This window comes from Planotetraspora kaengkrachanensis (assembly GCF_016862895.1).
Classification (GTDB): Bacteria; Actinomycetota; Actinomycetes; order Streptosporangiales; family Streptosporangiaceae; genus Planotetraspora; species Planotetraspora kaengkrachanensis.
Window position 1 is genome coordinate 324,023 of record NZ_BONV01000004.1, and the last position, 24,212, is coordinate 348,234.

The window sequence follows — 24,212 nt, forward strand, 5'->3', positions numbered from 1 at the left end:
CGCTGTGAGTGAATCAGCCTGGGTCTTCAGCGTTCGCGGTGCTTGGGTGTCGGAATGGAGCTCTTGATACTTGGCGGAACAGCGTGGGTGGGCCGGGAGTTGTCGCGGCAGGCCATCGGGCTCGGTCATCGGGTGACGTGCCTCGCTCGCGGCGAAAGCGGGGCGGTCGCGGAGGGGGCGACGCTGGTGGCCGCCGACCGGCGCGATCCTTCGGCGTACGAACCATTGCTCGACCGCGAATGGGATGCGGTCATCGAGGTGTCATGGCAGCCGGGCTTCGTCCGTGAGGCGCTCGGCATGCTGGGCGGCAGGGCCAGGCACTGGGTCTATGTCTCATCCGTCAGTGCCTACGCTTCCCATGCCGTGCCGGACGCTGACGAATCCACGGCCCTGCTTGCTCCGACCGATCGAAGCGAGGTCGACCGCGAGCGGTACGGCGAGGCGAAGGTCGCCTGCGAGCAGGCGTCGGAGGCCGTGGTGGGCGACCGCCTTCTCATCGCGCGTGCCGGTCTCATCGGCGGCCCGGGTGATCACAGCGGACGTTCCGGCTACTGGGTGGCTCGGGCCGCGCGCGATCCGTACGGGCCGATGCTGGTTCCCGACGCACCGGCGGCGGCGACACAGGCGGTCGACGTGCGGGACCTCGCCGCCTGGCTGCTCGCCGCCGCGGAGGCGGGGACGGTGGGCACATACGACGCCGTTGGTCCGGTCGTTCCGTTCGGAGAGTGGATCGAGTTGTCGCGCGCCATCGGTGGGCACGCCGGTCCGGTGGTCACCGCCGACACGGCCTGGCTGCTCGCGAACGGCGTGGCCGAGTACATGGGGGCCGAGTCGCTGCCGATGTGGCTGGTCGAGCCGGGGTGGGAGGGGTGGTCGGCCCGGAACGGGTCTGCGGCTCGCGCCGCGGGGCTCCGTCATCGGCCCCGGGCGGAGATGCTGGCCGACACGCTGCTCTGGGAACGCGAGCAGGGTCTGGACCGGGCAAGACGTGCCGGCCTCAGTGTCCAGCGCGAGCGCGAGTTGCTCGACGCTCTCGGCTGACAGGGATCATCCAAGCTCACAGGTCCCTACGGGGGCCTCTTCTGTGCGGCGTGGTCACCGCGTCGGCTGGTCCGTGGAGAGTTTCCGGGCGAGGTCGGTGCGCTGGAGGTCGGTGATCTGGCGGAACGCCTGCTTGAAGGCGGCGTAGACCTCCTCGCCCAGGGCCTGCGCGTGCCTGCGCTCGATGTCCGCCACGATGGCGTCCGACCGCGCCATCTCGTCGAGCCCGAGCGGGGTGGGCACGATGAGCTTCGCCCGCCGGTCCTGCGGATCGGGCTCGCGGCGCACGTAGCCCAGCTCGACCAGTTCGTCGACCAGCGTGCCGATCACCTGCTTGTGCTGGCCTGACTGCTGGGAAAGATCCGTCGCACGGCTGCCCTCCTCGTCGAGGTAGGCCAGCACTGCTCCGTGCCGGGGCCTGAGGTGGGGATGCCCCTGCCGGCCGAGGGTCGTGAACAGCTCCTTCTGGAGGGCGAACAGCGTCTGGCCGGCCATGATGCCGAGGTCGGGGTCGATCTGCTTGCGTTCGCTGCGCCGCATCGGGGGTCACCTGTCTGCTCGATTAGTCACTAAACTTGATAGTCACTAACTCTTACTATATTCTCGTATCGCCTGCTCACACATGGAGGAGACGCATGACCACCGTAGAACTGACCCGGTTCCATGTGGTGCCCGAGCACGTGGAACGACTACTCGCCGCCCGACCGGCGATGCTCGCCGACTTCCGGGCCGACCGTTCCGGCTTCCTGGGCGCCCGCCTGGTCCGCCTGCCCGGCGACGAATGGCTGGACATCGTGTACTGGCGGACGCCCGAGGACTTCGCGGACTCACGGGCGAAGGGCGCGAACCTTCCCGGAATCACAGCCTTCTTCGAGGCCATCGACCACGTGGTGTCCGCCGAGGAAGGCACCACCATTGAAGACGAGGACGAACGATGACCATCTTGATCACTGGTGCGACCGGCAACGTTTCCGGTGCACTCCTGCGTTCCCTGCCCACCACCGACGACGTCCGGGTGCTCGTGCGTGACGCCGCCAAGGCGGGCGACGTCGCCGGGGCCGAGGTCGTCGTCGGCGACCTCGAACAGCCCCGCACGCTCGGCCCTGCCTTCGAGGGGGTCGACACCCTGTGGCTGCTCACGGCGATGGGCCCGCAGGCGCCGCACGCCTCCATGAACGCCGTCTGGGCCGCTCGCCGGGCGGGGGTGCGCCACATCGTGCGCATGTCCGCCGTCGGCGCGGGCCATGAGGCTCCCACCCGCAACGGGCGTCTCCACGCTCTGTCGGACGCCGAGCTCATGGCCTCCGGCCTGGGCTGGACCATCATCAGGCCGCACTTCTTCATGCAGAACCTGCTCGGCTCGGTGAACGGCGACACGCTGTTCGGAAATCTGGGGGAGGGCCGCCTCGGCATGATCGACGTGCGGGACATCGCCGACTTCGCCGCACGCGTGCTGACCGAGCCCGAGATGCACGAGGGCAGGATCTACACGCTGACCGGCCCGGCCGTCATCTCCTTGAAGGAGGCCGCCGAGCAGTTCGGAACAGTGCTCGGCACGCCGATCCGCTATCACTCGCTGAGCGAGCCGGAGGCCTACCAGGCCATGCTCGGGGCCGGGTTGCCCGACTGGATCGCCGCCGTCAACGCCGAGTACGGCACCGCCTACGCAGGCGGTTGGGGGGACTTCACGACGCCGGACTACCTCGACGTCATGGGTCGCCCCGCCCGGTCGTTCGCCGACTTCGCCCGCAACTTCGCCGACCGCATCCGGGGTGCCTGAGTACCGCCACGCGTGCCTGAGCCCCGGCATCGGCATAGGGGGCTCGCCCTCAGGAGTCGAGCGCGTGCCCTGTCGTCGCGTCGATGTGGTCGGGGATCTCGGCGTGGCGGTCGCCGACCGTCGGTGTCCCGGTGGGCTCGAACATGAGGATCGAGGCTCCGGCGGGAACTGACGGCTTGTGCTCCGTGCCGCGGGGGACGGTGAACACCGCGCCCTGCGGGAGCCGGACCGTGCGCTCCCCGCCGGGCTCGCGCAAGGAGATGTGCAACTCCCCGTCGAGCACCAGGAAGAACTCGTCGGTGTCGTCGTGGACGTGCCAGATGTGCTCACCCTCGACCTTCGCGACGCGTACGTCGTAGTCGTTGACGCGCGTGACGATGCGAGGGCTCCACAGGGCGTCGAAGGAGGCCAGGGCCTTGCCGAGGGCGATGGGTTCGTTGCTCACGAGGGCATCCTGACCCAGTGGGCACGAGCGGCGTGAGTGCTAGGAATAGCACATGGCGCAAGAATCCTCGCACGTCGCTCACACGGTGGATCCGCACCGGGTCGTCGTGATCGTGGACCAGAACTCCAACCCCTTCGAGCTGGGCTGCGCGACCGAGGTCTTCGGCCTGCGCAGGCCCGAGCTCGGGCGCGATCTCTACGACTTCCGCCTGTGTTCCCCCGAGCCGCGCACGCTGATGCGGGACGGGTTCTTCACGCTCACGGGCGTCGCCGGCCTGGAGGCCGCCGAATCGGCGAACACGTTGATCGTCCCCAACCGTCCCGACGTCGAGGTGCCCCGCCGCCCCGCCGTACTCGATGCCATCAGGCGGGCACATGCGCGCGGCGCCCGCCTGGTCGGCTTCTGCAGCGGTGCTTTCACCCTGGCCGAGGCCGGGGTGCTCGACGGGCGCCGGGCCACCGCCCACTGGCAGTGGGCGGAGTCATTCCGGGCCCGCTTCCCTTCCGTCCGGCTCGAGACAGACGTGCTGTTCGTGGACGACGGTGACATCCTCACGGCCGCGGGGAGCGCCGCGGCGCTCGACCTCGGCCTGTACATCGTCGGGCGCGACCACGGCGCGGAGGTCGCCAACTCCGTGAGCCGGCGGCTCGTCTTCGCCGCGCACCGCGACGGCGGGCAGCGTCAGTTCGTGGAGCGGCCCGTGCCCGACGTGCCGGATGAGTCCCTGGCCCCGCTCCTGGCCTGGGCCCAGGAGCGGCTGGACGCCCCGATCACGGTGTCCGACCTCGCAGCGCGCGCCTCGGTCAGCCCGGCCACCCTGCATCGCCGCTTCCGGGCGCAGCTGGGCACCACGCCGCTGGCGTGGCTCACCGGGGAACGGCTTGCCCTGGCGTGCCGGTTGATCGAGCGGGGCGAGCCGCGGTTCGAGATGGTCGCACGGCACAGCGGGCTGGGCACCGCCGCCAATTTGCGTGCGCTGATGCGCCGCAAGATCGGGCTGACCCCGTTGGAGTACCGCCACCGATTCGGCCTGGGTATCGGCCAGGGACCGGTCTCGTCCTCCTAGCAGGCCTGCCGGGGGGTCAGGCCAGACGGGTGGCGGAGATCCCGCCGTCCACGTAGAGCGTGATGCCGTGCACCATGGCCGCGTCGTCGCTGACGACGTACAGGACGCCCTTGGCGATGTCGTCCGGCCGGACGACGACGCCCGCAGGGGTGGCGGCGGTCATCGCGTCGAGCTGCGCGCGGCCCGCCTCGTTGCCCGGCGTGAGGGTCGCCCCCGGCGCGACGGTGTTCACCCGTACTCCGCGCGGCCCGTACTCCGCCGCCCAGCTGCGGGTGAGTTGCTCGTCAGCCGCCTTGGTCGCGGTGTACATCGCCGCGAAGGGGCTGCCGACCCGGGCCATCCAGGAGCCGATGGTGACGATGGCGCCGCTGCCCCGCTCGGCCATGGCCGGCGCCATCGCGGCCACCAGGACGTGGGGGGCGCGGACGTTGACCGCGAGCATGGCGTCGAGGTCCGCGTCCGGCAGATCCTCGGTCAGCGTCGCCGGGTAGATGCCCGCGTTGTTGACCAGGATGTCGACGCGTCCGCCGAGCGCGTCCGTGGCCCGCGCGGCGAAGGCGCGCAGCTGCTCGTAGCCGCCTGCCAGGTCCGCCGCGACGAAGTCGGCGCGCCCGCCGGACCGCCTGATCTCCTCGACGACCCGCTCGCCGCGTGTCGCCTGGCGACCGCTGACGACGACGTGTGCGCCCTCGCCGGCCAGTACGCGGGCGATCGCCGCGCCGATCCCGCTGGTCGAGCCGGTGACCACGGCGGTGCGGCCGGACAGACGGGAACCGGAGGCGGCGGGTGTGATGTCGGTTGTGTGAAGGGAAGTCATGGATCCCTTTGTAGGGGCGGGCCCGGGCACCGGGCCAGGACAGGTCGAGCCTGGGCACGGCAGGACCACCCAGAGCGCCGGCAGGCCGCCTAACCTGGAGGAATGCCACGCGACCGCGCCGCGCTCGGCGCGTTCCTACGCTCCCGCCGGGACCGGCTCACCCCCTCCCAGGCGGGCATCGAAGCCTTCCCCGGGGCCCGGCGGGTGCCGGGGCTGCGGCGGGAGGAACTGGCCGTGCTGGCCGGCCTGAGCCCGGACTACTACAGCCGGCTCGAACAGGGACGCCAGGCCAACATCTCCGCCGAGGTGCTCGACGCGTTGGCCCGGGCGCTGCGCCTGGACGAGGTCGAGCACGCTCATCTCCGCGACCTCGCCGCGCCCACCGCGCGGCGCCGCACCGCGACCTCGCACGCGGTTCAACGGCCCGATCCCGGGCTGCTCAGGCTGATGCGGACACTCGATCACGTCCCGGTGCTGCTGCTCGGCCATCGCGGCGTGGTCCTGGCACGCAACGCCCTGCTGGCGGAGGTGCTGGGCCGTCCGCTGGAGCCGGGGGCGTCGTTCGTCCGCTTCATGTTCCAGGACCCGGTGGCCCGTGAGCGGATCGTGAACTGGGCGGACTTCGCCTCGGCCACCGTCGCGACGATGCGCAGGGAGATCGCCCGACGCCCGTACGACAAGCGTCTCGCGGCGCTCATGGACGAGTTGCGCGCGACCGACGGCGACGTCGCCCGGTGGTGGGACGATCACGCCGTCCGCGACTACGCGTCGGTGACCAAGCGCGTCCAGCATCCCGCCGCCGGCCCGATGTCCTTCGACATCGAGATCGTCTGCGCTCCGCACGAGCCGGACCAGCGGCTCGTCGTCTACACCACCGAGCCCGACTCACCCACCGCTCGCGTCCTGCCGATCCTGGCCAGTTGGAACCCCGCGCCCCATCCCTGACCAGGCCTGCACCCGGCGGCGCCGATTACCAGTGGCCCACCCAGTAGTTCTGGTGGATGTGGCAGTTGTTCTTCCACTTACAGGATGCGGCCTGAACGGCGGTGACGCCGCTGTTGCTGTTCAGCTGCTGTGTTCCACGCTGGAAGACGGGGCTGCGCCTCAACCGCACGTACGCCATGCTTCTCTTGTTGTGGTGAGTCTTGTTCTGGTTTTCGTTGCCCTGTGCGCCGCGGATGTTCTTGTCTTTCTGCGAGCCGGCTCCGCTGTTATTTGAACCGTTTCCTCCGGGGCCGTCGCCTGTCGACGTCGCGACCGCCGGCGACGCGATGACGACCGTTCCCAGCACGATGACAGCCGGCAGAAGTGCCAGCCGGCGCCGGGTGAGCGCTCTTCGGGCAAGCGGATTCGCCGTACGTTGTCGACTCATTTTCGGCGCACCTTCAGGGTGACTAGTGCTGGTCACTTCGGATCGGTCGGATATGTACCCGCGATCCGGAGACCGTCCTTATCTGAACGATGCTCGGTGGAGAACATTGCCGGCCCTTTGCGTGGTGGGGCGCCGCCTGGCGACGCCCCACCACGCGGGCTCCAAGAAATCCCTGTCCCTGACCGAAACGCCGAAACGCCGAAACGCTACGGCGTTCCGGCGACGGGTTGGGGCGTTCCGAGAGGGATGTCGCGCATTCCGCGCAGCGGTGAGAAGAACAACCACAGCCCCGCGCAGCAGCCGCCGACGACGGCGATCCACAGGGTGGTCCGGACGCCGAGGGTGGTGGCGAGCGCGCCGCCGGCCAGACCGCCCAGCGGCAGCGTGCCCCAGTTGATCCAGCGTGCGGCGGCGCTGACCCGGCCCAGCATGTCCGGAGGACAGGCGGCCTGACGATAACTGGTCAGCGAGATACCCGCGACGGTCGAGGCGAAGGTCCACGAGATCCAGCCGAAGCCGAACAGCAGCACCCACCAGCCGTGCCCGGCCAGCGGGATCAGCAGGCCGGGCAGCGACAGCACCGTCATCGCGATCCAGGCGATCCGCGCCGAGCCGACCTTCCGGGCGAGGAACCGTGCCGCCACGCCGCCGGCCACTCCGCCGACGGCTCCCAGCGCCAGCAGCAGCCCGACCAGGCCCGGACGCAGTTGCAGCGTACGGATCAGGAAAAGCGGGCCGAGGGTCTCCACGATGATGACGAAGAAGTTGGCGGTGCCGTTGAACGCCACCGAGTTCCGCAGGATGGGATCGTGCGCGACGTAGGCGAGCCCCGCGCCGATCTGCGACCGCAGCGTCGGCCGCCGGCCGGCCTCGGCCCGGGGCCGGCGCGGCTCGCGGGTGCGGATCGTCGTCAGCGAACCCGCCGACAACGCGAAGGAGAGCGCGTCGGCGACCATCGCTCCCGCGGCGCCGATGAGTGTCACCAGTCCCGCGCCGACACTGGGTCCGGCGATCTGCGCGACCGACTGTGAGGCGGCGAGCCTGCCGTTGCCGTCCATGAGCTGGTCGCGGTCGAGCAGCACCGGCAGATAACTCTGGTACGCCACCGAGAAGAACACGGAGAACACGCTGGAGACCAGGGCCACGGTGTACAGCTGGGCGAGAGTCAGCGCGTCGAAGGCGTAGGCCAGCGGCACCGAGCCGATCACCAGGCAGAGGGCGAGGTCGCACCCGATCATCAACCGGCGCTTTGCGACTCGGTCCACGATGGCCCCGGCGGGCAGGGCCACCAGCAGATACGCACACGTCTGCGCCGCCGACAACAGCCCGACCTGGAACGCGGAGGCGTCCAACACCACGACGGCGACCAGCGGCAGGGCGAGAACGGAGATCTGCGAACCCATCTCGCTGACCGTCTGGCCACCCCATAACAGCATGAATTCGCGGTTATGCCAGATTGGGGGGCGTCGTCCACTACCGGCAGACATTCGGCCAATGGTGCCATCGGTCCCACTTTCGTGGGCGGACGAACACGCCGGTGCCGCCGATCAAACGATCAACCGCGGTCGACCGGCGGCCGGCCGTGCGCATCACGTCACGAGATCATGTCCAGTGCCTTCTCCAGATCGGCGATGCCGCCGTACAGGACGCCGGTCATCCCGAGTGCCTCGGCGGCCTCGACGTTCTCCCTGCGGTCGTCGACGAACAGGCACTGACGCGGTGCGACGCCCGCGCGTTCGGCGGCGATCTCGTAGATCCGCCTGTCCGGCTTGACGACGCCGACGCGGGCGCTGCTGACGACGTCGTCCGCGAAATGGGTCAGCCCGAGCGAGGCGAGGTCGGCCTCCAGGGACAGCGTCGCGTTGGTGACGAGCACGACGGGCACGTGAGCCTGTACGCGTCGGAGCAGCCCGAGCACGTCTTCGTCGACCCGGAACTCGGCGGAGGCGAACTCCTCGCCCAGTCGTCGAGCCTGCTCCTCCGGGACCAGCTCGGACAGCCCGGTCACGATCGACTCCACCCACTGCTCGGTCGTGATCTTTCCCAGCAACGCCGGCAGGTCGCGCTCACGAGCGAAGGCGATCTCACTCGTGATGCCTTCCGGCAACCCCGCCGCCCGCTCCAGGCGAGCCGTCTCGGCCGTGTCGTAGAACCGGATCACACCGTCGAAGTCGCATAACACCGCGGCGAAGGGCAACGTCATCGGATCTCCCTGTCCAGCAACCCCGGGTCGGGTGCGAGGCTCGTACGGTCTGCGCGGCCGCGACTTCTGAGACGCGGTCAAGCGTGATCAGGGTAGTCAGAGATCTCGTGGCCGGTGCGATCCGCCGTCCCGAGCCTGTGCACCGGCAGTCGATCCGCTCGATCGAGGCGGCGCGTAAGGCGTGCGTACGCTGTCCGCCATGATTCTCAACACACTCGAGTGGGGTGCAGGCGACCGTACGGCGGTGCTGATCCACGGGATGATGGGCGACTCGCGCTCCTGGTGGGAGATCGGTCCCGTCCTGGCGGAGCGGGGTTATCGCGTGATCGCCGTCGATCTTCCCGGCCACGGGCGTTCGCCGCGCCACCCGGACGGTGATCTGGAGTCGTTCGCCGCGGCGGTGCTGCAGTCGGTGACGGCGGGCCCGGCGCTCGCGATGGGCCACTCGCTCGGGGGATCGGTTCTCGCCGCAGCGGTGTCGCGGCTGCGCCCCGAGCGTGCGGTCTACGTGGAGACGCCCTTCGGCCCCGGCCGTGTCCATCTCGACGCCGCCGCGTTCGCCGCGGAGCTCGAGGAGGCCAGGGCGGCCCGTACGGTGGAGAACCTGCGGCGAGACCGGTCGTGGTGGAGCGAGCAGGACGTCGCGGTCGAGGCGGAGGCGGCGAAGCTGTTCGACGTCGCCACGACCGTGAGCCTGCACGCCGGTCGGGTGGGCGGCCCGGACAACACGCCGCCGCTCGTGGCGCCCTCACTCGTGATCCGCGCGGATCCCAGCCGGTACATCTCGCAGGAGGCCGGTGAGACCATGCGCGCCCGCGGATTCGAGGTGCGTTCCGTCGCCGGCGCGGGTCACAGCGTTTGGTACGGCATGCACACGGAGTTCATGGCCGCCCTGGACGGGTGGGCCTGAACCGAAGCCGGCGACCGGTCCCGTCGGGCCCGCGATTCGACCCCTGGAACGAGAACGCGCCCGCCGCGGGAGGGATCCCGCGACGGGCGCGCCGCCTGGCTGAGTATCAGCCGAAGAGGTTGTAGGGCTTGAGGCCGGTCCTGACCCGCAAGGCGCCGGCGAAGTTGCCCTTGCCGTCGCCCTTGTACAGGTACATGTAACCGTTGCCGAGGACGGTCACGATGTCGGACTTGCCGTCGCCGTCCACGTCGCCTGGGCTGAGGAAGTACTTCGCGGTCTTGAACTTGGTGCTGCTCACCAGCTTGCGGGTGCCCATGAAGAAGGTCCCCTTGGAGTTGCCCGGGTGCACGTAGACGGCACCCTTGCTGGTGCGGCCGATGAGGTCGGGCCGTCCGTCGCCGGTGTAGTCGCCGTGCCCGATCACCTGGGCGTACGCGAGCCAGCCGGTGCTGAGCCTCTTGGCGCCGACGAAGGTGCCGTTCCCCTTGCCGCCGTAGACGTACAGGTAGCCCTTGGAGGTCACCGACATCAGGTCGGGCTTGAGGTCGCCGGTCACGTCGCCCGGCGTGATGATCTGCTTGACCGTCTTGTAGCTCGACGAGATCTTGGTGTTGACCGTCTTCGACCCGGACTTGTGCCGCCAGTAGAGGTTGCCCGCGGTCGTCCGCACGATGTAGTCGTTGAGGCCGTCCCGGTTGAGGTCCGTCTGCAGCATCTTGTTCCAGCTGCCGTAGCCGCTGCCGACCGACGAGTACGTGGCGAGCGTCTTGCCCTTGTAGACCCGCGCGGTGCCGCCCTTGGTGGCGCGGGCGAACACGTCCGCGTTGCCGTCACCCGTGTAGTCGGTGTCGTAGGTCCGCGCCCTGGCGATGCCGGCGTACGTGTTCACCCTGGTGAAGACGGGGTAGGTGCCCTTCACGCCGCAGTTCTTGATCCACTCCCCTGTGGCGGGGTCCTTGATGCCGACGCCCCAGGAGACGATGCCCACGACCTTGCCGCTGACCAGCAGCGGGCCACCGGAGTCGCCGGGGCAGGTGGAGGTGGTCGTGGAGTCGGTGCCGGTTCCGGGCGGGCCGGCGCAGATCATGTGACCGTTGACGAACTGGTCGCCCGCCTCCGGGTCGCGGAGCGCCGCGTCGCAGGTGGAGTCCGCCTGGATCGGCAGCGTGGCCTTCTTCAGCACGTTCGACGGACCCGCCGGGGCGGAGGTGGTGGTGCCCCAGCCGAAGACGGTCGCCTTGGTGCCCGCCTTGTACAGCGCGGCGTCCGAGCCCATCGCGATCGGGGCGACGCTCAGCGGCATCGGCCGGTCGAGCGTGAGGATGGCGATGTCGTTGTCGAGCGTGTTCTTGTTGTAGGACGGGTTGACCCACTGGCGCTTGACGAGCGCCCACTTGTAGTTGGTGGCGCTCAGGGTGCTGACGCCGCCGTCGACCTCGCCCTTGTGCACCCAGTCGAGACCGGAGACGCAGTGAGCGGCCGTCAGCACCTTGTTCGGCGCGATCAGCGTTCCGGCGCAGTAGAAGAGCACGTAGTCAGGGCGGTTCGCGTCCTGGTACCACAGCTGGACGACGTAGGGCGCCGCGCTGATGGTGGTGGCGGAGCCGCCGACGATCTGCGGCCTGGGCGCGGGCGTCCCGAGTGCGGACGACTCCTGGGTGGAACTCGTCGCCGTCCCTTGCCTGACCGACTTCCTGGTGATGCCGCGCTTCTCGGCTTCGGCGCGGACTTGCTGGGTACGGGCTTTGGCTTCCTTGGGGGTGTCGGTCACGGGTGCCGACGCGTTCGCGGAGGTAGCAGTGACGGTGGTGGCCACGCCAGTGCCGACCAGCCCCAGCGCGAGGATGGCAGCGGAGAGGGCACGGCTGATGCCAGTCCTTCTCCCGCCGGGCTGAGCAGGATTCAAGGGGTCCCCTGTGAGAAAGAAGGCGCACTCCCCGAGTGCGCCTGACGCCTGACGTCAGAGGGGCCTCACACGCCTGAGGATCGCGTGTTGGCGCACATCCGACGATGGAGATGCTAGCGGGACGTATCAAGCCAAGGTAGATCGCGAGATCTCTTTGTAACTCATCAAAGACATTGGCCACACAGGCGGACAGTTTCGGACTATTTCTCGAGTTCTCGCTTCGAAAAGGACGACAGGAATTCCGAGTTCGGGTCCCTGGACACCGCAGGCGTGCCGTGCCGCCTCTCCTGCCGGGGGGAGGATCCCTCGCGGGGCGAATCACGATATTTCGTGGTAGAAGATCTCTGTTATCGTCAGTTTGACGATTAAGGAGATGTTCGTGACGCTCGCCGATCTGCTGGGGCCCTTACTGGAGCCCGCGTTCACCTTCCGGGGCGTGTCCACGAGTTGGGCGGAGGTGCTCGGCTTCGCGTCGGGCGTGCTCACCGTCTGGCTCGTGGTCCGCCAGCACATCTCGAACTGGCCGATCGGCATCGCCAACGTCGTTCTGCTGGGCCTGGTGTTCCTGTCCGCCGGCCTGTACGCCGACGCGGCCCTGCAGATCGTCTACATCCTGCTCGGGCTGTACGGCTGGTGGCAGTGGTTGTACGGCGGAGCCGGACGGGGCAGGCTCTCCGTCACCCGGACCGGCCCGACCGAGTGGATCGGGCTCGTACTGGCGGGTGCCGCGGCCACCGCCGTGCTCACGGCCGTCCTGGCCGCGTGGACGGACTCCGCGGTGCCGTTCTGGGACGCACTGACCACCGCGCTGTCACTCATGGCGACCTACGGCCAGTGCAGGAAGCTGGTGGAGTCGTGGTGGTTGTGGATCGCCGTCGACGTGATCTACATCCCGCTCTACGCCTACAAGGACCTCTACCTGACGGGCGCCCTCTACGTGATCTTCCTCGTCCTCTGCGTTTCGGGGCTGCTGTCCTGGCGCAGGGCCATGGCCGTGCGGCCGGAGCCGGTGACCGCATGAGCCTGCGCTTCGACCACGGCCTCGTGATCGGCAAGTTCTATCCGCCCCACGCCGGCCACCACCATCTGATCGACACCGCCGCCGGACGCTGCGGCACGGTCACCGTCGTCGTGGCGGCGTCGAGCGTGGAGAGCATTCCGCTGGCCGCCCGTACGGCATGGCTCAGAGAGGCGCACCCGCAACCGAACGTTGTGATCGCCCCCGTCGTCGACGACGTCGACATCGACTACGACGACCCCGAGATCTGGACGGCCCACGTCGCCGTCTTCAGGCAGGCGCTGGCGGCGGCCCACGGCACGGTTCCGGAGATCGACGCGGTCTTCTCCTCCGAGCCCTACGGCGCCGAGTTGGCGCGCAGATTCGACGCCGTCCACGTCGGCGTCGATCCGGCTCGTGAGCGGCATCCGATCAGCGGCACGGCTGTCCGGGCCGACCCGGTCTCGGCCTGGCACCTTCTCCACCCCGCCGTGCGCGCCTCCTTCGCGCGCCGTGTCGTGGTCGTGGGCGCCGAGTCGAGCGGCACCACGACCCTCGCCAGGGCTCTGGCGGCGAGTTACGCCGCCCGCGGCGGAGCCTGGGCGTCCACGCGCTGGGTTCCCGAGTACGGCAGGACCTACTGCGAGGAGAAGCTCGCGACTGCACGCCGTACGGCGAAGGACGACGGCGAACCCGAGCCGTGGCTGGACGATCTCACCTGGGAGTCGGCCGAGTTCACCCTGATCGCGGAGCGGCAGCTCGCCTGGGAGGACGCCGCGGCCCGGGTGGGCTCCCCGCTGCTCGTCTGCGACACCGACGCCCTGGCCACATCCATCTGGCACGAGCGTTATCTCGGCTCGCGATCGCCCGAGGTCGTGCGGATCCACGAACGTGCGCGACACGATCTGTGGATTCACACGTCCGTCGACGGCGTGCCGTTCGAGCAGGACGGCTGGCGGGACGGCGAGCTCATCCGGGATCACATGGATCAGCGCATCCGGCACGAGCTGAGGGAAAGGCGCCTGCCGCACGTGACCGTCACAGGCTCTCCCGGCGAGCGGCTCGCGAGAGCCGTACAGGCGGTCGACGCGCTGCTGGACGAAGGGTGGACGTTCACGCGGCCGCTCACGGCGGAGCGGTGAGCGGCCGCCTTCCGCCCGCGGAACAGCGGGGCCCGAACAGGGGTGCCGAACCGGGTCGCAGAAGATCCCGCGATGAACTCACGTGGTCTCCGGATGCGCGTGTCATTTCGAGAAATGGGTGGGAAAAGCGGCTAGCTTGTGCACCTATGGGCAGGCGATGGGTGGGACCTGACGGTTACGAGATCGTGCCCGCGAAGCGCTGCGGGCGCCAGGTCCTCCGCATCAGGCGCAAGGGCTGGGTCGTCGCCGACTGTCTGTCCGTCGAGGAGGTGGCCCGATTCGTCGATCTGGCCGACCTCTGCGAAGTGATCCCTCATCCGCGTGCGGGAGGCGACCTGCGGACCGCTGTCCGCTAGTCGCCGGTGCGCTAGGCGTAACCCTCTAGCGTCAGGGAAACAGAGACGCGAGGGGGAACCAATGCGCCTGACTGCCGCACCCACGACGAGGCCGATCTCCAAGACGCGCCGTCTCGCGGCGCTGTGCCTGCTGACCGCCGCTCTGGTCGTGCCGGCTGCGACGTCCTGCGGTTCACCGGGCTCGGCGACGGGCGCGCAGGACGGCACGGAGATCCCCGTGTACGTCCTGAACTTCCACGGCGCGGAGGAGGGCCGGAGCGACCAGCGGCCCGGCGACCTGACGTTGTCGGAGTTCAGCACGCTCAGCCAGGTGGTCTGGCAGAGCTGGGGGCCCACCCGGGCCACCGGTGCGGGGAAGCTGAGCGGGACCTGGTGCCTGCCCGGGTGCATGGACAGGCCGTACGAGGCGACGGTGACGCTCAGCAACGTGTCTCCGGTCAAGGGCAAGGGCTACTTCACGAAGTACGAGATCGTGGCGCTGGTGCCGGAGGACCAGCGGGACAAGGCCGACCTGACCGGTGCCCTGCCCACCCCCTGAGGCCTCCCGGACCCGCCCGGAAAGGACTCGGAGCTTGATTTCGCATCGGTCGTCGCGGACGTGTAAGGTTGCACCTGTCCGCAGCGCGAAAGCCCATGCGGGCGTGCCCCTATAGCTCAGTCGGCAGAGCGTCTCCATGGTAAGGAGAAGGTCAACGGTTCGATTCCGTTTGGGGGCTCAAGGCTCGACCAGTTGAAGCGCCTCATCCAGAAATCGTCTGGATGAGGCGTTCGCGTTTCCGCCGCGATTTCCGTCCTAGCTCGGCGGATCATCGACCTTGATTTCATCTCCCGTGTCGGAGATGAAGACGACCAGCAGTTTCGCCGGTTTCGTCCGGCTGGTGTTCTCCGTGAGCACGTGGTGGGCGCCCGGCGGCTCGACCCAGTTCTCGCCCTGGTGATAGGTGCGCACCGGCTCGCCGCTGATCTGGCTGCGCATGGTGCCCTCGAGCACGTAGGCGTACACGAAGGCGTCGCCGTGCCGATGCGGTACGGCGCGCGCGGCGGGCGGGAAGTCCACGATCGCCGAGGTGAACGTCTTGCCCTTGACGTTCGGCAGCGCCTGTTCCAACTTGGGCGACAGCGTCTCGGACGGCGGCTGCGTGATCACCGCCGCGACCGGCACCTTGCCGCTCGCGTGGTCTGCCGCGACACCGCATGCCGCGGTCGCGGCCACCATGCCGGCGGCCAGAAGGCCGCGGGCGAACCGTATTCGGATCATGACGACTCTCCCATCCTGGGACACGGCCGCATGCGGCTCACGCCGATGCGGTTGTCCCTTTCGGGTGAGGTGAAGTTCGTTTGAGTACCATGCCCAGGCATTTCGAATACCTGCCGTGCGCGAATCCAAGCCTTGGTGATGGTGCGCTCAGGTCCAGGTCGACCTCGCTCAAGTGCGAACCGCGATGACGTGCGTGACGGTCCGCGCGGCCGGGGCGGCAGGTCCCCTCCGTAGACTGGCAGCGTGGCTGATCAGCGACGTGTCAACATCGGCAAGCAGCATCCGGAGGGCTACAAGGCACTCCTCGCCTTGTCGGCGGTGGCGGAGGAGGGCGCCGCGGCGGCGGGTCTCGACCCGCTCCTGGTCGAACTGGTGAAGATCCGCACGTCCCAGATCAACGGCTGCGCGTTCTGCCTGCGCATGCACACCCGCGACGCGCTCAAGAAAGGCGAGAGCACCGACCGCCTCGCGGTACTCGACGCGTGGGCGGAGGCCGGCTACTTCTCCGAGACCGAGCGCGCGGCCCTGCGCCTGGCCGAGGCGATCACGCGGGTGTCCAAGGGCCATGTGAGCGACGCGGACTACGCGGCGGCCGCCGCGGTGCTCTCCGAGGATCAGATCTCGGCGGTCGCCTGGCTGACGACGGTGATGAACGCCTTCAACCGCGTGGCGATCACGAGCCGGTACCCCGTCGGAGGCGACTGAGCCGACCGGCCCGGCTATTCGTCGGCCACGACCCGGACGATCGTCCTGCCGGGAACGCGCTCGGCGAACGCGGCGGGAGCCTCGGCGAGGGTCCGCACGGCCCCGACGATCGGGCGGAGGCGTCCGTCCCGGAGCCGCCAGGCCAGATCGGTGAGCCGGGCGCGATCGGGTTCGACCACGAAGAAGATCGCCTGCCCGTCTCGAGGCCGGACGGCGGGTGGCGAGACGATGCTCACGAGTGTGCCTCCGGGGCGCACCAACGCGGCCGAGCGGTCCAGGACGTCGCCGCCGATCACGTCCAGCACGAGGTCGACCTGGCCGGCATCCTCCAGGGAGTCGGCCTGCAGATCCAGGAAGGCGTCCACGCCGAGCCCGAGCGCCGTGTCCCTGTCGCGCGCCCTGCCTGTGCCGATCACCCGGGCTCCTGCCGCGCGCGAGAGCTGCGCCGCGACGGCCCCGACACTGCCGGCCACGCCGTGGACAAGGACGGTCTGACCGGCGGTGAGGCGACCGTGGTCGAACAGTCCCTGCCACGCGGTCAGCCCCGGGACCGGCAGTGCGGCGGCCATGGTGTGGTCGACACCGGCCGGCAGCGGCGCCAGGTTGCGGGCCTCCACCGCCACGTACTCCGCCAGAGAGCCGTTGCGGGTCCAGTCGGCGAGTCCGAACACTCGCTGGCCGACGGTCAGGCCGGTGGTCCCGTAGCCCAGCTCGGCGACCACACCCGACAACTCATGCCCGAGCACACTCGGCGTGCGGTCGCGACCCGCGCGGTCGGACCACGTTCCCGGCCAGTCCAGCTCACCACGGGTGAACCCCGCGGCATGCACCCGCACGATGACGTCGTTCTCTGCGGCGTGGGGATATGGCTGTTCCGTCAGGGAGACCCCGGCCATCCCGGCGGCACGGTCTCGGACGGTGACGGCTAGCACGACGGGTCCTCACCAGCTGTGGAGATATCGAGCAGGACGAACGTAACCCGCCAGGGCCCGATTCGATCCGTTCGAACCGGCGGCGGCGAGTCGCCGAAGCCGTCACCAGCCGGTCCGGGGGCCTGTCCGGTGATCGGCTGCCCCAGGAACAGCAGGGCGCGGCGATGCGAAGCAGGCGTGTACGATGACCGACGTGCTGTGGCCCGCTGCGGCGGTCCGTTCGGGGGCTCCGGCGCAGAAGTCCTATCCGATCTCGGGTGGGGCTTTCGGCATGGTGGGGGTAACCTCATCTTCGGTACCCGATCATGGTCGCCCGCGCGTACGCGGGTGCCCTACAGGTCGGGTATCCTTGCGTGGCCGGTCCCTGTTTTTCCGGTCAAGGCGGAGTAGCTCAGTCAGGCAGAGCAAGCGGCTCATAATCGCTGTGTCGCCGGTTCAAGTCCGGCCTCCGCTACTACCTCAGCCAGATCCCCCGCAAAGGTGATCAGGCAGGGGTTCGTCCATTAGTCCCGAACGCAGAAAGGCACTCCCACGTGGCTGCCACCGACGTTAGGCCTAAGATCACGCTGGCCTGCCAGGAGTGCAAGCACCGCAACTACATCACGCGGAAGAACCGGCGTAACGACCCGGATCGGCTTGAGCTGAAGAAGTACTGCCCCAACTGCAAGTGCCACCAGGCGCACCGCGAGACCCGCTAGTCACTCTGCGGTCACCCGGGGGAAGTACTGCCCCACTGTGTCCCTAGGACTGGGCAAGTGCCACCAGGAGCACCGCGAGACTTGTCGGCGCGCGACGTCCGCCGGGCATTCGCGACGGTCGGCCGGACCGGGGTTGAGGCGTCACCGTGCCCTCGGGGTCAGGGTGGACGCCACCGGCCGCACCGAGACTCGCTGAGGCGTACAGCCGATCGAGTCGACGGGGACCTTCAGCGACACTTCAGGACATCTCCATACACACGACCGGCGGTCCCTCGCGGGATCGCCGGTTCGTCGTGTCCACTCGCAGGCGTACGCCGAGGCCTGCGTCGGCCGCCGGGCCCCCTGCCGTGTCCCCTCGCTAGGGTTGACTCGGCCGACGGGGGTGGCCGGCCGCTCCCGCGACAGCCGAACCTTGTTCTGTTAGCGTCGGCCACGACAGCTCTTCAGCCGCGAAGGAGCCCCACCTCATGGCTTTGAACCGCGATTTCGTCGGGCGGACATTCGAGGCGTCCGCTCCCTACGAGGTCAGTCGCACGAAGATCAGGGAGTTCGCCGCCGCCATCGGCGACGACAACCCGATCTACCGGGACAAGGACGCCGCGGCCGCGGCCGGTCACCCCGACGTGATCGCTCCGCCGACCTTCCCCATCGTGTTCAGCCTCTCCGGCGCCGGCGAGGGGATCTCCGACCCCGGTCTCGGGCTCAACTACGCGATGGTCGTCCACGGCGAGCAGCGCTTCGAGTATCGCCGCCCGATCTACGCCGGCGACGAGTTGGTCTGCACCTCGACCATCACGGAGATCCGCAGCGTCGGCCGCAACGAGTTCCTGACCATCCGCAGCGACGTCACCAGCACCTCGGGCGAGCTCGTGTGCCAGGCCTACAACACCATCGTGGAGCGGGGAGGGGCGGCGTAACCATGGCTGCGACGATCAAGTACGACGAGGTCCAGGTGGGCCAGGAGATTCCGGCCGCCGACTACCAGGTCCGGCGGGTCAACCTCGTCATGTACGCGGGCGCCTCCGGCGACTTCAACCCCATCCACTGGAACGAGCGGCACGCGAAGTCGGTCGGGCTGCCCGACGTCATCGCGCACGGCATGTTCACCATGGCCGAGGGCGGCCGCTTCGTCACCGACTGGGCGGGCGACCCCGGGGCGGTCGTCGAGTACGGCGTGCGCTTCTCCTCGATGGTGGTCGTGCCCGACGACGACCAGGGGGCCACGATCACGATCACCGGGGTCATCGAGGACAAGCTCGAGGACAAGCGCGTCGTGGTCGCGCTCAACGCGCGATCGGGCGACGCCAGGGTCCTGTCCAAGGCGCGGGCGGTCGTCCAGCTGTCCTGAAGTCGATCTTTCGTCCGCCACGGGCGTTCCCGGGACGAGGCGGCCCCGCGAGATCGTAAGCTGGCAGAGCCGTGGATCGCCTCGGCGCCTCCGCCCGGTCATCACGGCCGGGCGGTTTCCGATATTCCTGAGGGAACCCATGGCTGACCGGCTGACAGAGGTACGGCTCGGGCCGTACACCACATTGCGGGTGGGCGGCCCCGCGCGTGCCTTCATCGAGGCCCGCACGCAGGACGAGCTGGTCGCCGTCGTGTCCGAGGCCGACAGGGAGGGCGAGCCGGTCCTGATCCTCGGCGGCGGCAGCAATCTGGTCGTGTCCGACGAGGGGTTCGACGGCCTGGTGGTTCACGTGTCCAGCAGGGGAGTGGACGTCGCGGACCACGGTGGCCGGGTCGTGATCACCGTCCAGGCCGGCGAGGACTGGGACGATCTCGTCGCCCGGTGCGTCGCCGAGGGCTGGTCGGGGCTCGAGTGCCTGTCCGGCGTGCCCGGGCTGGTGGGTTCGACGCCGATCCAGAACGTCGGAGCCTACGGGCAGGACGTCTCGCAGACGATCACCGGGGTGCGGGTCTACGACCGGATGACCGGCGAGATCAACGATCTCACCGCCGCGGAGTGCGGGTTCGCCTACCGGAACAGCGCGTTCAAGGACGATCCCGGCCGCCACGTCGTGCTCGCGGTGACGTACGCGCTGGAGCGGTCGGACCTGTCGGGCCCCGTCGCGTACAAGGAGCTCGCCGACCGGCTGGGGGTGGAGGCCGGGGCCCGGATGCCGCTGGCCGACGTGCGGGAGGCCGTCCTCGGCCTGCGCCGCGGCAAGGGCATGGTCCTCGACCCGGCCGACCCCGACACCCGCAGCGCCGGGTCGTTCTTCACCAACCCGGTCCTGAGCGCCGCACAGGCGGCCGAGCTCGAGTTGCGGGCTCCGGGACACCCCCGGTGGGACATGCCCGACGGATCCGTCAAGGTGCCCGCGGCCTGGCTGATCGAGCACGCCGGCTTCCCCAAGGGCTACGAGCGGGGCGCCGTGCGGATCTCGACCAAGCACACGCTGGCGCTGACCAATCCGTCCGGCCAGGCGAGCGCCCAGGACCTGCTGGCTCTGGCACGCGAGGTCCGCGAAGGCGTCGTGGAGAAGTTCGGCGTGACGCTCGTGAACGAGCCCGTCCTGGTCGGGATCGCCATCTGACCGGCACCCGGAGCAGGGCATTTGACTCCTGCCGCTAGACTCTGACAGAACCATCCGAAGGGGAGTAGTCCACAATCCACTGATCGACACAATGGCCCGAGCCGCCCTGGCTCGAACGGCCCGGTCGTGGAGCCCATGCGGCGGACGAGACTTTCGGCCCGACAGCCATGCTGCCGGGCCGAAGCCATGCCCGGACTCCCCCGGGTGAGGATCGCCGGCCCGGTCGCGCGTGAAGAAAGGCGACCTGTGCAGGCGTTCTGGATCTCTCTTCTTGTGATCTTCGTGGCGGAGCTCGGCGACAAGAGCCAGCTCATGGCCATGACCTTCGCGACCCGGTTCAAGCTCTTACCGGTGCTGACGGGCATCACGATCGCCACGGCGCTGGTCCACCTCGTGAGTGTGGGTCTCGGCGGGTTGATCGGCGACAACATCCCCACTACCGCGATCTCCATCGCGGCGGGAATCGCGTTCCTGGGCTTCGCCGTGTGGACGCTGCGCGGCGACGAACTGACCGAGGAAGAGCGGAACAAGGCCGCCAGGGCGCGGCGGACCGCGATCATCGCCGTCGGGATCGCGTTCTTCCTCAGCGAACTCGGCGACAAGACCATGCTGGCGACCATCACGCTGGCGACGCAGCACGGCTGGTTCGGCACCTGGATCGGCTCCACGGTCGGCATGGTCGCCGCCGACGCCCTCGCGATCGGCGTGGGCCGCGTGCTCGGCAAGCATCTGCCGGAGAAGTGGATCCGGTACGGCGCGGCCGCGGCGTTCGCCGTCTTCGGCGTGATCCTGCTGGCCGAGCCGCTGTTCGTCTGAGCCGCTGTTCGCCTGAGCCTGGGGCTCAGCCCAGCAGGGAGAGGCGGTGCGCGGCAGCCGCCGCCTCGCCCCGCCTGGAGACGCCGAGCTTGGGCAGGATGTTCGACACGTGCACGCTGGCGGTCTTGGCCGAGATGAACAGCTCGGCCGCGATCTCCCGGTTGCTCCGACCCGCGGCCACGAGCCGCAGGACCTCCAGCTCACGTGGCGTCAGGAGGATCTGCTCGTCGGCGGCCTGCCGTACGGGCTCGGTGAGCAGGCCCCCGACGCGGCGTCCCAGGGACTCGATCTGGGTCACCAGGGGAGCGGCACGGAGGGAGACGGCGAGCGGAAGGGCCGCGCGCAGCCGCTCACAGGCGCCGTCACGGTCGCCGCCGGCGGCGGCCTCGCCCGCGGCGAGGAAGAGCGCCTTGCTCAGGGCGTAGGGCCGCCCGAGCCGCTTCCACACCCCTGCGGCGCCGTCGAAGTCGCCCTCGTAGATCATGCGGAAGGCGTCGACGACGGGACCGCTGCTCCTCATGCGGCTCGCCAGCACGTCGCCCCCGGCACGTACAGCGGACGCCCGGCCGCGGTCGACGGGCGCGGCGGCGTCACAGACGAGCCGGATGGAGGCGAGCAGCCGCCAGCCCAGCGCGGCCTTCTGCGACAGAGGCGGGTTCGTCAGCGCCATCTCGGCCGTCTCGAGGGCCTTCAGCGGGTCGCCCTGGAGCAGGTGCCAGGCAAGACGCAGGCGGGTGTTGTAGACCCACTCCTGCGTCCACTGGGCGGGCAGGGGCGCCAGCGCGCCGACTTCGGCGAGGATGCTCTGGGCGACGTCCTCCTCGCCCCGGGAGACCGCGATGTCCGCCCTGATCCGCAGCAGATGCCAGCGGTTGCGCAGCGACGGGCCCATCTTCATGGCGAGGTCGACGAGCTCGATCGCCTCGTCCCAACGGCCGAGGGACTCCAGCGCCTCCGCGCGGTTGTTGGCGATGAACACGCCCTGCTGGCGATACCTGCCGCATTCCCGGGCGAGCTTCTCGCCCTCGATCGCCAGCGCGACGGCGTCCTCCGAACGGCCCAGGTTGTCGAGCGCGTCCACGTTGTTGCCGAGCGCGCGGAGTATGACCCGGACCGACTTCAACCGGGTGCCGATGGTCAGCGCGCGCTCGTTGGTCGCGAACGTCGTCTCGAGGTCTCCCGAGAGCGAGTGGCCGAGGGCCAGGTTCATCAGCAGGTCGGCCTCCTGGACCTCGTGCCCCCTCTCGCGCGCGACCGTCAGTGCCTCCTCGGTGAGCGCGGTCCCCTCGGCGACCTCGTTGATCAGCATCAGCTCCGCACCCAGCCGGGCGAGCACGAAGGTGCGCATGTCGCCGGGACGGGGGACGAGGCGCTCGGCGTGCCGCAGGTCCTCGAGGGCGCCCGGCCGGCCCTTCTGCTGCTTGATGTTGGCCATCCGGACCAGGAGTTCGGCGACCCGCTCGGGCGACTCCTGCTCGTCGAGCTCGCCCAGGGCGCCCCTGACGAACTTCATGCTGCGTTCCATGTCCCCCGAGACGTACGCCGCCCCGGAGGCACGTTCCAGCACGGTCACGTGGTCGGCGGAGATCCGCTCCGCGGCGTCGGGGACCTTGTTCCACAGGGTCAGCACCCGTTCGAGCAGCTGGATCTGCTCGGTGTAGGCGAACGACTTGGCCGCCTTCTTGGCCGCCTCCCACGCGGAGATCAGAGCCCACAGGTCGTCGCCCGCGGAGTACCAGTGGTGGGCGATCTCGATGGCCGCCCGGCCGTGCGGGACGAGCCCGCGGTCCTTGTCGATCTCCTCGGCGTAGCGTGCGTGCATCCGTACGTGCTCACCGGGCAGGAGTTCGTCGTGGACGGCCTCGCGGATCAGTGCGTGCCGGAACGCGTAGGCGCCGCCGTCCGCCACCTGGAGCACGTTGGCCGCGATGGCGGGCCGCAGCGCGTTCTCGAGATCGACGTCCGACAGGCCGCTGACGAGGGCGAGCAGCGGATGGCCCACGCGGATTCCGCCGGCGGCCGCCGTACGCAGGACTCGTTGCGTCTCCTCGGGGAGCCGCTCGACCGACACGATGATCAGGTCGTGGAGGGAGTCGGGGAACGAGCAGTCGTCGGCGTGCTCGAGAAGCGCCTCGACGAAAAGCGGGATGCCGCCGCTGCGCTCGAAGACCGTGTCCACCCGCGCGAACTCGGGCGCGTCGCCGAGGATGCCGGCCATCTGGGCGGCGACCTCGTCCTGGGTGAAGCGGGGCAGGTCGACGCGGATGACGCCGTCGACGCGGGCGAGCTCGGCCAGCACGGGACGCAGCGGATGGGTCCGGTGCAGCTCGTCGGACCGGTACGTCATGACCATGAGGACGGGAGAGGTTCTGAGGTTGCGGCTCAGGAACGCGATGAGGTCACGGCTCGACCGGTCGGCCCAGTGGATGTCCTCGATGAGGAGGACCAGCGGCCGGCGTTCCGCCAGCCGTTCCAGCAGGGTCAGGATCAGCTCGAAGAGCCGGGCCCTCGCCGAGTCGCTCTCCTCGTCGCCGCTCGGCTCGCCGAACTCGGGAAGCAGCCTGGCCAGCTCGCGGGCCGCCCCCTCAGGAAGGAGGGCGGCCACCTCGCCCGCGCTGGACTCGCGGACGAGCTGCCGCAGGACCGCGGTGAAGGGGGCGTAGGCCAGACCCTCAGTGGACAGCTCCACGCAGCCCCCGACGAGCACGTGGGCGCCGTCCTGAGCGGCCTGTTCGGCGAATCGGACGGTCAGCCGGGTCTTCCCCACACCGGCCTCGCCGCCGACCAGCACGGCTGACGTCGCCTGCTTACGTGCCTGCTCGAATGCCTCGTTCAGGGTCCCCAGTTCCGCACCCCGCCCGACGAAGACAGGGCTTACCGCACGGCGCGTCATGTCATTCAGCATTTCATGCCCTCTGGGTTGCTTCCCCTGATTTATCCGGGGGGCGGATCGCTGCTCACGGGGGTAGGAAAGCCCGGCCGAGAGGGAGGTTTCGGCCGGGCTTCTTGACGGTTCTCATGAGGTGGTCTTGCCGAACACGCCGCGCCGGCGGGTGCCGCCGCTCTCGTGCGCCTTCTTGGCGGCCTTCGCCTGACGGGCGCGGCGGTGGTCGGCGGCCTCCTCCTGGAGGTCGGCCACTCGGTTGATGATGAGCTGGTAGTGAAGCTCGGGACCCATTTGGGTGTCTCCTTGTGTTGCCGTCTTTCCCTGACAACTCAAGGTTCGTCCTA

General features: G+C 69.5%; 27 protein-coding genes and 2 tRNA genes. 18 read left to right on the plus strand and 11 right to left on the minus strand.

Translation table 11 applies throughout. From position 1 onward, the window contains the following. Positions 1 to 54: 54 nt before the first annotated feature. A complete protein-coding gene (locus Pka01_RS08055; protein ID WP_203881960.1) occupies positions 55 to 1,041 on the plus strand; it encodes an NAD-dependent epimerase/dehydratase family protein in 987 nt (328 codons plus the stop codon). Positions 1,042 to 1,095: 54 nt separating this feature from the next. On the opposite strand, the gene Pka01_RS08060 is transcribed toward Pka01_RS08055, so the two are convergent. Next, the gene (locus Pka01_RS08060) at positions 1,096 to 1,581 is read right to left on the minus strand and encodes a MarR family winged helix-turn-helix transcriptional regulator (protein WP_203881961.1); all 486 of its coding nucleotides are present in this window, start codon (positions 1,579 to 1,581) and stop codon (positions 1,096 to 1,098) included. Between the two features lie 95 nt (positions 1,582 to 1,676). On the opposite strand from Pka01_RS08060, the gene Pka01_RS08065 reads away from it, so the two are divergent. Continuing rightward, the gene (locus tag Pka01_RS08065) at positions 1,677 to 1,979 is read left to right on the plus strand and encodes an antibiotic biosynthesis monooxygenase (protein WP_203881962.1); all 303 of its coding nucleotides are present in this window, start codon (positions 1,677 to 1,679) and stop codon (positions 1,977 to 1,979) included. Next, positions 1,976 to 2,821 (plus strand): SDR family oxidoreductase, encoded by an 846-nt coding sequence (locus tag Pka01_RS08070; protein ID WP_203881963.1) that lies wholly within the window; start codon positions 1,976 to 1,978, stop codon positions 2,819 to 2,821. The genes Pka01_RS08065 and Pka01_RS08070 overlap by 4 nt, the downstream gene beginning before the upstream one ends. A 49-nt stretch (positions 2,822 to 2,870) precedes the next feature. On the opposite strand, the gene Pka01_RS08075 is transcribed toward Pka01_RS08070, so the two are convergent. Further along, positions 2,871 to 3,266, minus strand: a complete 396-nt coding sequence (locus Pka01_RS08075; RefSeq protein ID WP_203881964.1) for a cupin domain-containing protein — start codon at positions 3,264 to 3,266, stop codon at positions 2,871 to 2,873. A gap of 52 nt (positions 3,267 to 3,318) precedes the next feature. Between Pka01_RS08075 and Pka01_RS08080 the strand changes: the two genes are divergently transcribed. Continuing rightward, the gene (locus Pka01_RS08080; protein ID WP_203881965.1) at positions 3,319 to 4,332 is read left to right on the plus strand and encodes a GlxA family transcriptional regulator; all 1,014 of its coding nucleotides are present in this window, start codon (positions 3,319 to 3,321) and stop codon (positions 4,330 to 4,332) included. Between the two features lie 16 nt (positions 4,333 to 4,348). Here the strand turns inward: Pka01_RS08080 and Pka01_RS08085 are convergent, their stop codons facing one another. Further along, the gene (locus Pka01_RS08085) at positions 4,349 to 5,149 is read right to left on the minus strand and encodes an SDR family NAD(P)-dependent oxidoreductase (protein ID WP_203881966.1); all 801 of its coding nucleotides are present in this window, start codon (positions 5,147 to 5,149) and stop codon (positions 4,349 to 4,351) included. Positions 5,150 to 5,251: 102 nt separating this feature from the next. Between Pka01_RS08085 and Pka01_RS08090 the strand changes: the two genes are divergently transcribed. Then, positions 5,252 to 6,094 carry a helix-turn-helix domain-containing protein gene (locus tag Pka01_RS08090; protein WP_203881967.1) on the plus strand — a complete coding sequence of 281 codons (843 nt, stop codon included), beginning with the start codon at positions 5,252 to 5,254 and terminating at the stop codon, positions 6,092 to 6,094. Positions 6,095 to 6,119: 25 nt separating this feature from the next. On the opposite strand, the gene Pka01_RS08095 is transcribed toward Pka01_RS08090, so the two are convergent. The 3 genes from Pka01_RS08095 to Pka01_RS08105 all read right to left on the minus strand — a co-directional run bounded on the left by Pka01_RS08095 (position 6,120) and on the right by Pka01_RS08105 (position 8,724). Then, entirely contained in the window at positions 6,120 to 6,521 is a 402-nt protein-coding gene (locus Pka01_RS08095) for a hypothetical protein (protein ID WP_203881968.1), read from the minus strand. A gap of 206 nt (positions 6,522 to 6,727) precedes the next feature. Beyond that, on the minus strand, positions 6,728 to 7,957 hold the full coding sequence (locus tag Pka01_RS08100; protein WP_203881969.1) for an MFS transporter: 1,230 nt from the start codon (positions 7,955 to 7,957) through the stop codon (positions 6,728 to 6,730). A 158-nt stretch (positions 7,958 to 8,115) separates the two neighbouring features. Beyond that, complete coding sequence (locus Pka01_RS08105) at positions 8,116 to 8,724, minus strand: HAD family hydrolase (protein ID WP_203881970.1); 609 nt, start codon at positions 8,722 to 8,724, stop codon at positions 8,116 to 8,118. A 199-nt stretch (positions 8,725 to 8,923) separates the two neighbouring features. Here Pka01_RS08105 and Pka01_RS08110 point away from each other — a divergent pair, with 199 nt between their 5' ends. Further along, positions 8,924 to 9,634, plus strand: a complete 711-nt coding sequence (locus tag Pka01_RS08110; protein WP_203881971.1) for an alpha/beta fold hydrolase — start codon at positions 8,924 to 8,926, stop codon at positions 9,632 to 9,634. 106 nt (positions 9,635 to 9,740) lie between these two features. Here the strand turns inward: Pka01_RS08110 and Pka01_RS08115 are convergent, their stop codons facing one another. After that, entirely contained in the window at positions 9,741 to 11,405 is a 1,665-nt protein-coding gene (locus Pka01_RS08115) for a trypsin-like serine protease (protein ID WP_203881972.1), read from the minus strand. Positions 11,406 to 11,919: 514 nt separating this feature from the next. On the opposite strand from Pka01_RS08115, the gene pnuC reads away from it, so the two are divergent. The 5 genes from pnuC (at position 11,920) to Pka01_RS08140 (ending at position 14,751) form a co-directional block, all read left to right on the plus strand. Then, entirely contained in the window at positions 11,920 to 12,561 is a 642-nt protein-coding gene (gene pnuC / locus Pka01_RS08120) for a nicotinamide riboside transporter PnuC (RefSeq protein ID WP_203881973.1), read from the plus strand. Next, the gene (locus Pka01_RS08125; RefSeq protein ID WP_239114820.1) at positions 12,558 to 13,679 is read left to right on the plus strand and encodes an AAA family ATPase; all 1,122 of its coding nucleotides are present in this window, start codon (positions 12,558 to 12,560) and stop codon (positions 13,677 to 13,679) included. The genes pnuC and Pka01_RS08125 overlap by 4 nt, the downstream gene beginning before the upstream one ends. 146 nt (positions 13,680 to 13,825) lie before the next feature. Then, complete coding sequence (locus Pka01_RS08130) at positions 13,826 to 14,035, plus strand: transposase (protein ID WP_203881974.1); 210 nt, start codon at positions 13,826 to 13,828, stop codon at positions 14,033 to 14,035. Between the two features lie 61 nt (positions 14,036 to 14,096). Continuing rightward, the gene (locus tag Pka01_RS08135; protein WP_203881975.1) at positions 14,097 to 14,573 is read left to right on the plus strand and encodes a hypothetical protein; all 477 of its coding nucleotides are present in this window, start codon (positions 14,097 to 14,099) and stop codon (positions 14,571 to 14,573) included. 105 nt (positions 14,574 to 14,678) lie between these two features. Then, a tRNA-Thr gene (locus tag Pka01_RS08140) sits at positions 14,679 to 14,751 on the plus strand. A gap of 77 nt (positions 14,752 to 14,828) precedes the next feature. Here Pka01_RS08140 and Pka01_RS08145 read toward each other — a convergent pair. Next, a complete protein-coding gene (locus Pka01_RS08145) occupies positions 14,829 to 15,293 on the minus strand; it encodes a cupin domain-containing protein (protein WP_203881976.1) in 465 nt (154 codons plus the stop codon). A 243-nt stretch (positions 15,294 to 15,536) separates the two neighbouring features. Here Pka01_RS08145 and Pka01_RS08150 point away from each other — a divergent pair, with 243 nt between their 5' ends. Continuing rightward, positions 15,537 to 15,998, plus strand: a complete 462-nt coding sequence (locus Pka01_RS08150; RefSeq protein ID WP_203881977.1) for a carboxymuconolactone decarboxylase family protein — start codon at positions 15,537 to 15,539, stop codon at positions 15,996 to 15,998. 14 nt (positions 15,999 to 16,012) lie between these two features. On the opposite strand, the gene Pka01_RS08155 is transcribed toward Pka01_RS08150, so the two are convergent. Next, entirely contained in the window at positions 16,013 to 16,930 is a 918-nt protein-coding gene (locus Pka01_RS08155) for an NADP-dependent oxidoreductase (RefSeq protein WP_203881978.1), read from the minus strand. 380 nt (positions 16,931 to 17,310) lie between these two features. Here Pka01_RS08155 and Pka01_RS08160 point away from each other — a divergent pair. The 6 genes from Pka01_RS08160 (at position 17,311) to Pka01_RS08185 (ending at position 20,981) form a co-directional block, all read left to right on the plus strand. Next, a tRNA-Met gene (locus Pka01_RS08160) sits at positions 17,311 to 17,384 on the plus strand. A gap of 79 nt (positions 17,385 to 17,463) precedes the next feature. Further along, on the plus strand, positions 17,464 to 17,628 hold the full coding sequence (gene rpmG, locus Pka01_RS08165) for a 50S ribosomal protein L33 (protein WP_203881979.1): 165 nt from the start codon (positions 17,464 to 17,466) through the stop codon (positions 17,626 to 17,628). Between the two features lie 467 nt (positions 17,629 to 18,095). Continuing rightward, the gene (locus Pka01_RS08170; protein ID WP_203881980.1) at positions 18,096 to 18,545 is read left to right on the plus strand and encodes a MaoC family dehydratase N-terminal domain-containing protein; all 450 of its coding nucleotides are present in this window, start codon (positions 18,096 to 18,098) and stop codon (positions 18,543 to 18,545) included. Between the two features lie 2 nt (positions 18,546 to 18,547). Beyond that, positions 18,548 to 18,976, plus strand: a complete 429-nt coding sequence (locus tag Pka01_RS08175) for a MaoC family dehydratase (RefSeq protein WP_203881981.1) — start codon at positions 18,548 to 18,550, stop codon at positions 18,974 to 18,976. Positions 18,977 to 19,115: 139 nt separating this feature from the next. After that, on the plus strand, positions 19,116 to 20,165 hold the full coding sequence (locus Pka01_RS08180) for a UDP-N-acetylmuramate dehydrogenase (protein ID WP_203881982.1): 1,050 nt from the start codon (positions 19,116 to 19,118) through the stop codon (positions 20,163 to 20,165). Positions 20,166 to 20,411: 246 nt separating this feature from the next. Further along, positions 20,412 to 20,981 (plus strand): TMEM165/GDT1 family protein, encoded by a 570-nt coding sequence (locus Pka01_RS08185; protein ID WP_203881983.1) that lies wholly within the window; start codon positions 20,412 to 20,414, stop codon positions 20,979 to 20,981. 25 nt (positions 20,982 to 21,006) lie between these two features. Here Pka01_RS08185 and Pka01_RS41180 read toward each other — a convergent pair whose 3' ends face one another. Continuing rightward, a complete protein-coding gene (locus Pka01_RS41180) occupies positions 21,007 to 23,874 on the minus strand; it encodes an ATP-binding protein (protein WP_275414437.1) in 2,868 nt (955 codons plus the stop codon). 123 nt (positions 23,875 to 23,997) lie between these two features. Further along, the gene (locus Pka01_RS08195; RefSeq protein ID WP_203881985.1) at positions 23,998 to 24,159 is read right to left on the minus strand and encodes a hypothetical protein; all 162 of its coding nucleotides are present in this window, start codon (positions 24,157 to 24,159) and stop codon (positions 23,998 to 24,000) included. Between the last annotated feature and the right edge of the window lie 53 nt (positions 24,160 to 24,212).

Bases quoted from the DNA above. Each gene is read 5' to 3' on its own strand.
- Pka01_RS08060 (WP_203881961.1), bottom strand. From the start codon at position 1,581: ATGCGGCGCAGCGAACGCAAGCAGATCGACCCCGACCTCGGCATCATG.
- Pka01_RS08110 (WP_203881971.1), top strand. From the start codon at position 8,924: ATGATTCTCAACACACTCGAGTGGGGTGCAGGCGACCGTACGGCGGTG.
- Pka01_RS08105 (WP_203881970.1), bottom strand. From the start codon at position 8,724: ATGACGTTGCCCTTCGCCGCGGTGTTATGCGACTTCGACGGTGTGATC.
- Pka01_RS08095 (WP_203881968.1), bottom strand. From the start codon at position 6,521: ATGAGTCGACAACGTACGGCGAATCCGCTTGCCCGAAGAGCGCTCACC.
- Pka01_RS08130 (WP_203881974.1), top strand. From the start codon at position 13,826: ATGGGCAGGCGATGGGTGGGACCTGACGGTTACGAGATCGTGCCCGCG.
- Pka01_RS41180 (WP_275414437.1), bottom strand. From the start codon at position 23,874: ATGACGCGCCGTGCGGTAAGCCCTGTCTTCGTCGGGCGGGGTGCGGAA.
- Pka01_RS08145 (WP_203881976.1), bottom strand. From the start codon at position 15,293: ATGATCCGAATACGGTTCGCCCGCGGCCTTCTGGCCGCCGGCATGGTG.
- Pka01_RS08180 (WP_203881982.1), top strand. From the start codon at position 19,116: ATGGCTGACCGGCTGACAGAGGTACGGCTCGGGCCGTACACCACATTG.
- Pka01_RS08065 (WP_203881962.1), top strand. From the start codon at position 1,677: ATGACCACCGTAGAACTGACCCGGTTCCATGTGGTGCCCGAGCACGTG.
- Pka01_RS08170 (WP_203881980.1), top strand. From the start codon at position 18,096: ATGGCTTTGAACCGCGATTTCGTCGGGCGGACATTCGAGGCGTCCGCT.
- Pka01_RS08135 (WP_203881975.1), top strand. From the start codon at position 14,097: ATGCGCCTGACTGCCGCACCCACGACGAGGCCGATCTCCAAGACGCGC.
- Pka01_RS08070 (WP_203881963.1), top strand. From the start codon at position 1,976: ATGACCATCTTGATCACTGGTGCGACCGGCAACGTTTCCGGTGCACTC.
- Pka01_RS08100 (WP_203881969.1), bottom strand. From the start codon at position 7,957: ATGCTGTTATGGGGTGGCCAGACGGTCAGCGAGATGGGTTCGCAGATC.
- Pka01_RS08175 (WP_203881981.1), top strand. From the start codon at position 18,548: ATGGCTGCGACGATCAAGTACGACGAGGTCCAGGTGGGCCAGGAGATT.
- Pka01_RS08080 (WP_203881965.1), top strand. From the start codon at position 3,319: ATGGCGCAAGAATCCTCGCACGTCGCTCACACGGTGGATCCGCACCGG.
- Pka01_RS08055 (WP_203881960.1), top strand. From the start codon at position 55: ATGGAGCTCTTGATACTTGGCGGAACAGCGTGGGTGGGCCGGGAGTTG.
- Pka01_RS08195 (WP_203881985.1), bottom strand. From the start codon at position 24,159: ATGGGTCCCGAGCTTCACTACCAGCTCATCATCAACCGAGTGGCCGAC.
- Pka01_RS08085 (WP_203881966.1), bottom strand. From the start codon at position 5,149: ATGACTTCCCTTCACACAACCGACATCACACCCGCCGCCTCCGGTTCC.
- Pka01_RS08090 (WP_203881967.1), top strand. From the start codon at position 5,252: ATGCCACGCGACCGCGCCGCGCTCGGCGCGTTCCTACGCTCCCGCCGG.
- Pka01_RS08125 (WP_239114820.1), top strand. From the start codon at position 12,558: ATGAGCCTGCGCTTCGACCACGGCCTCGTGATCGGCAAGTTCTATCCG.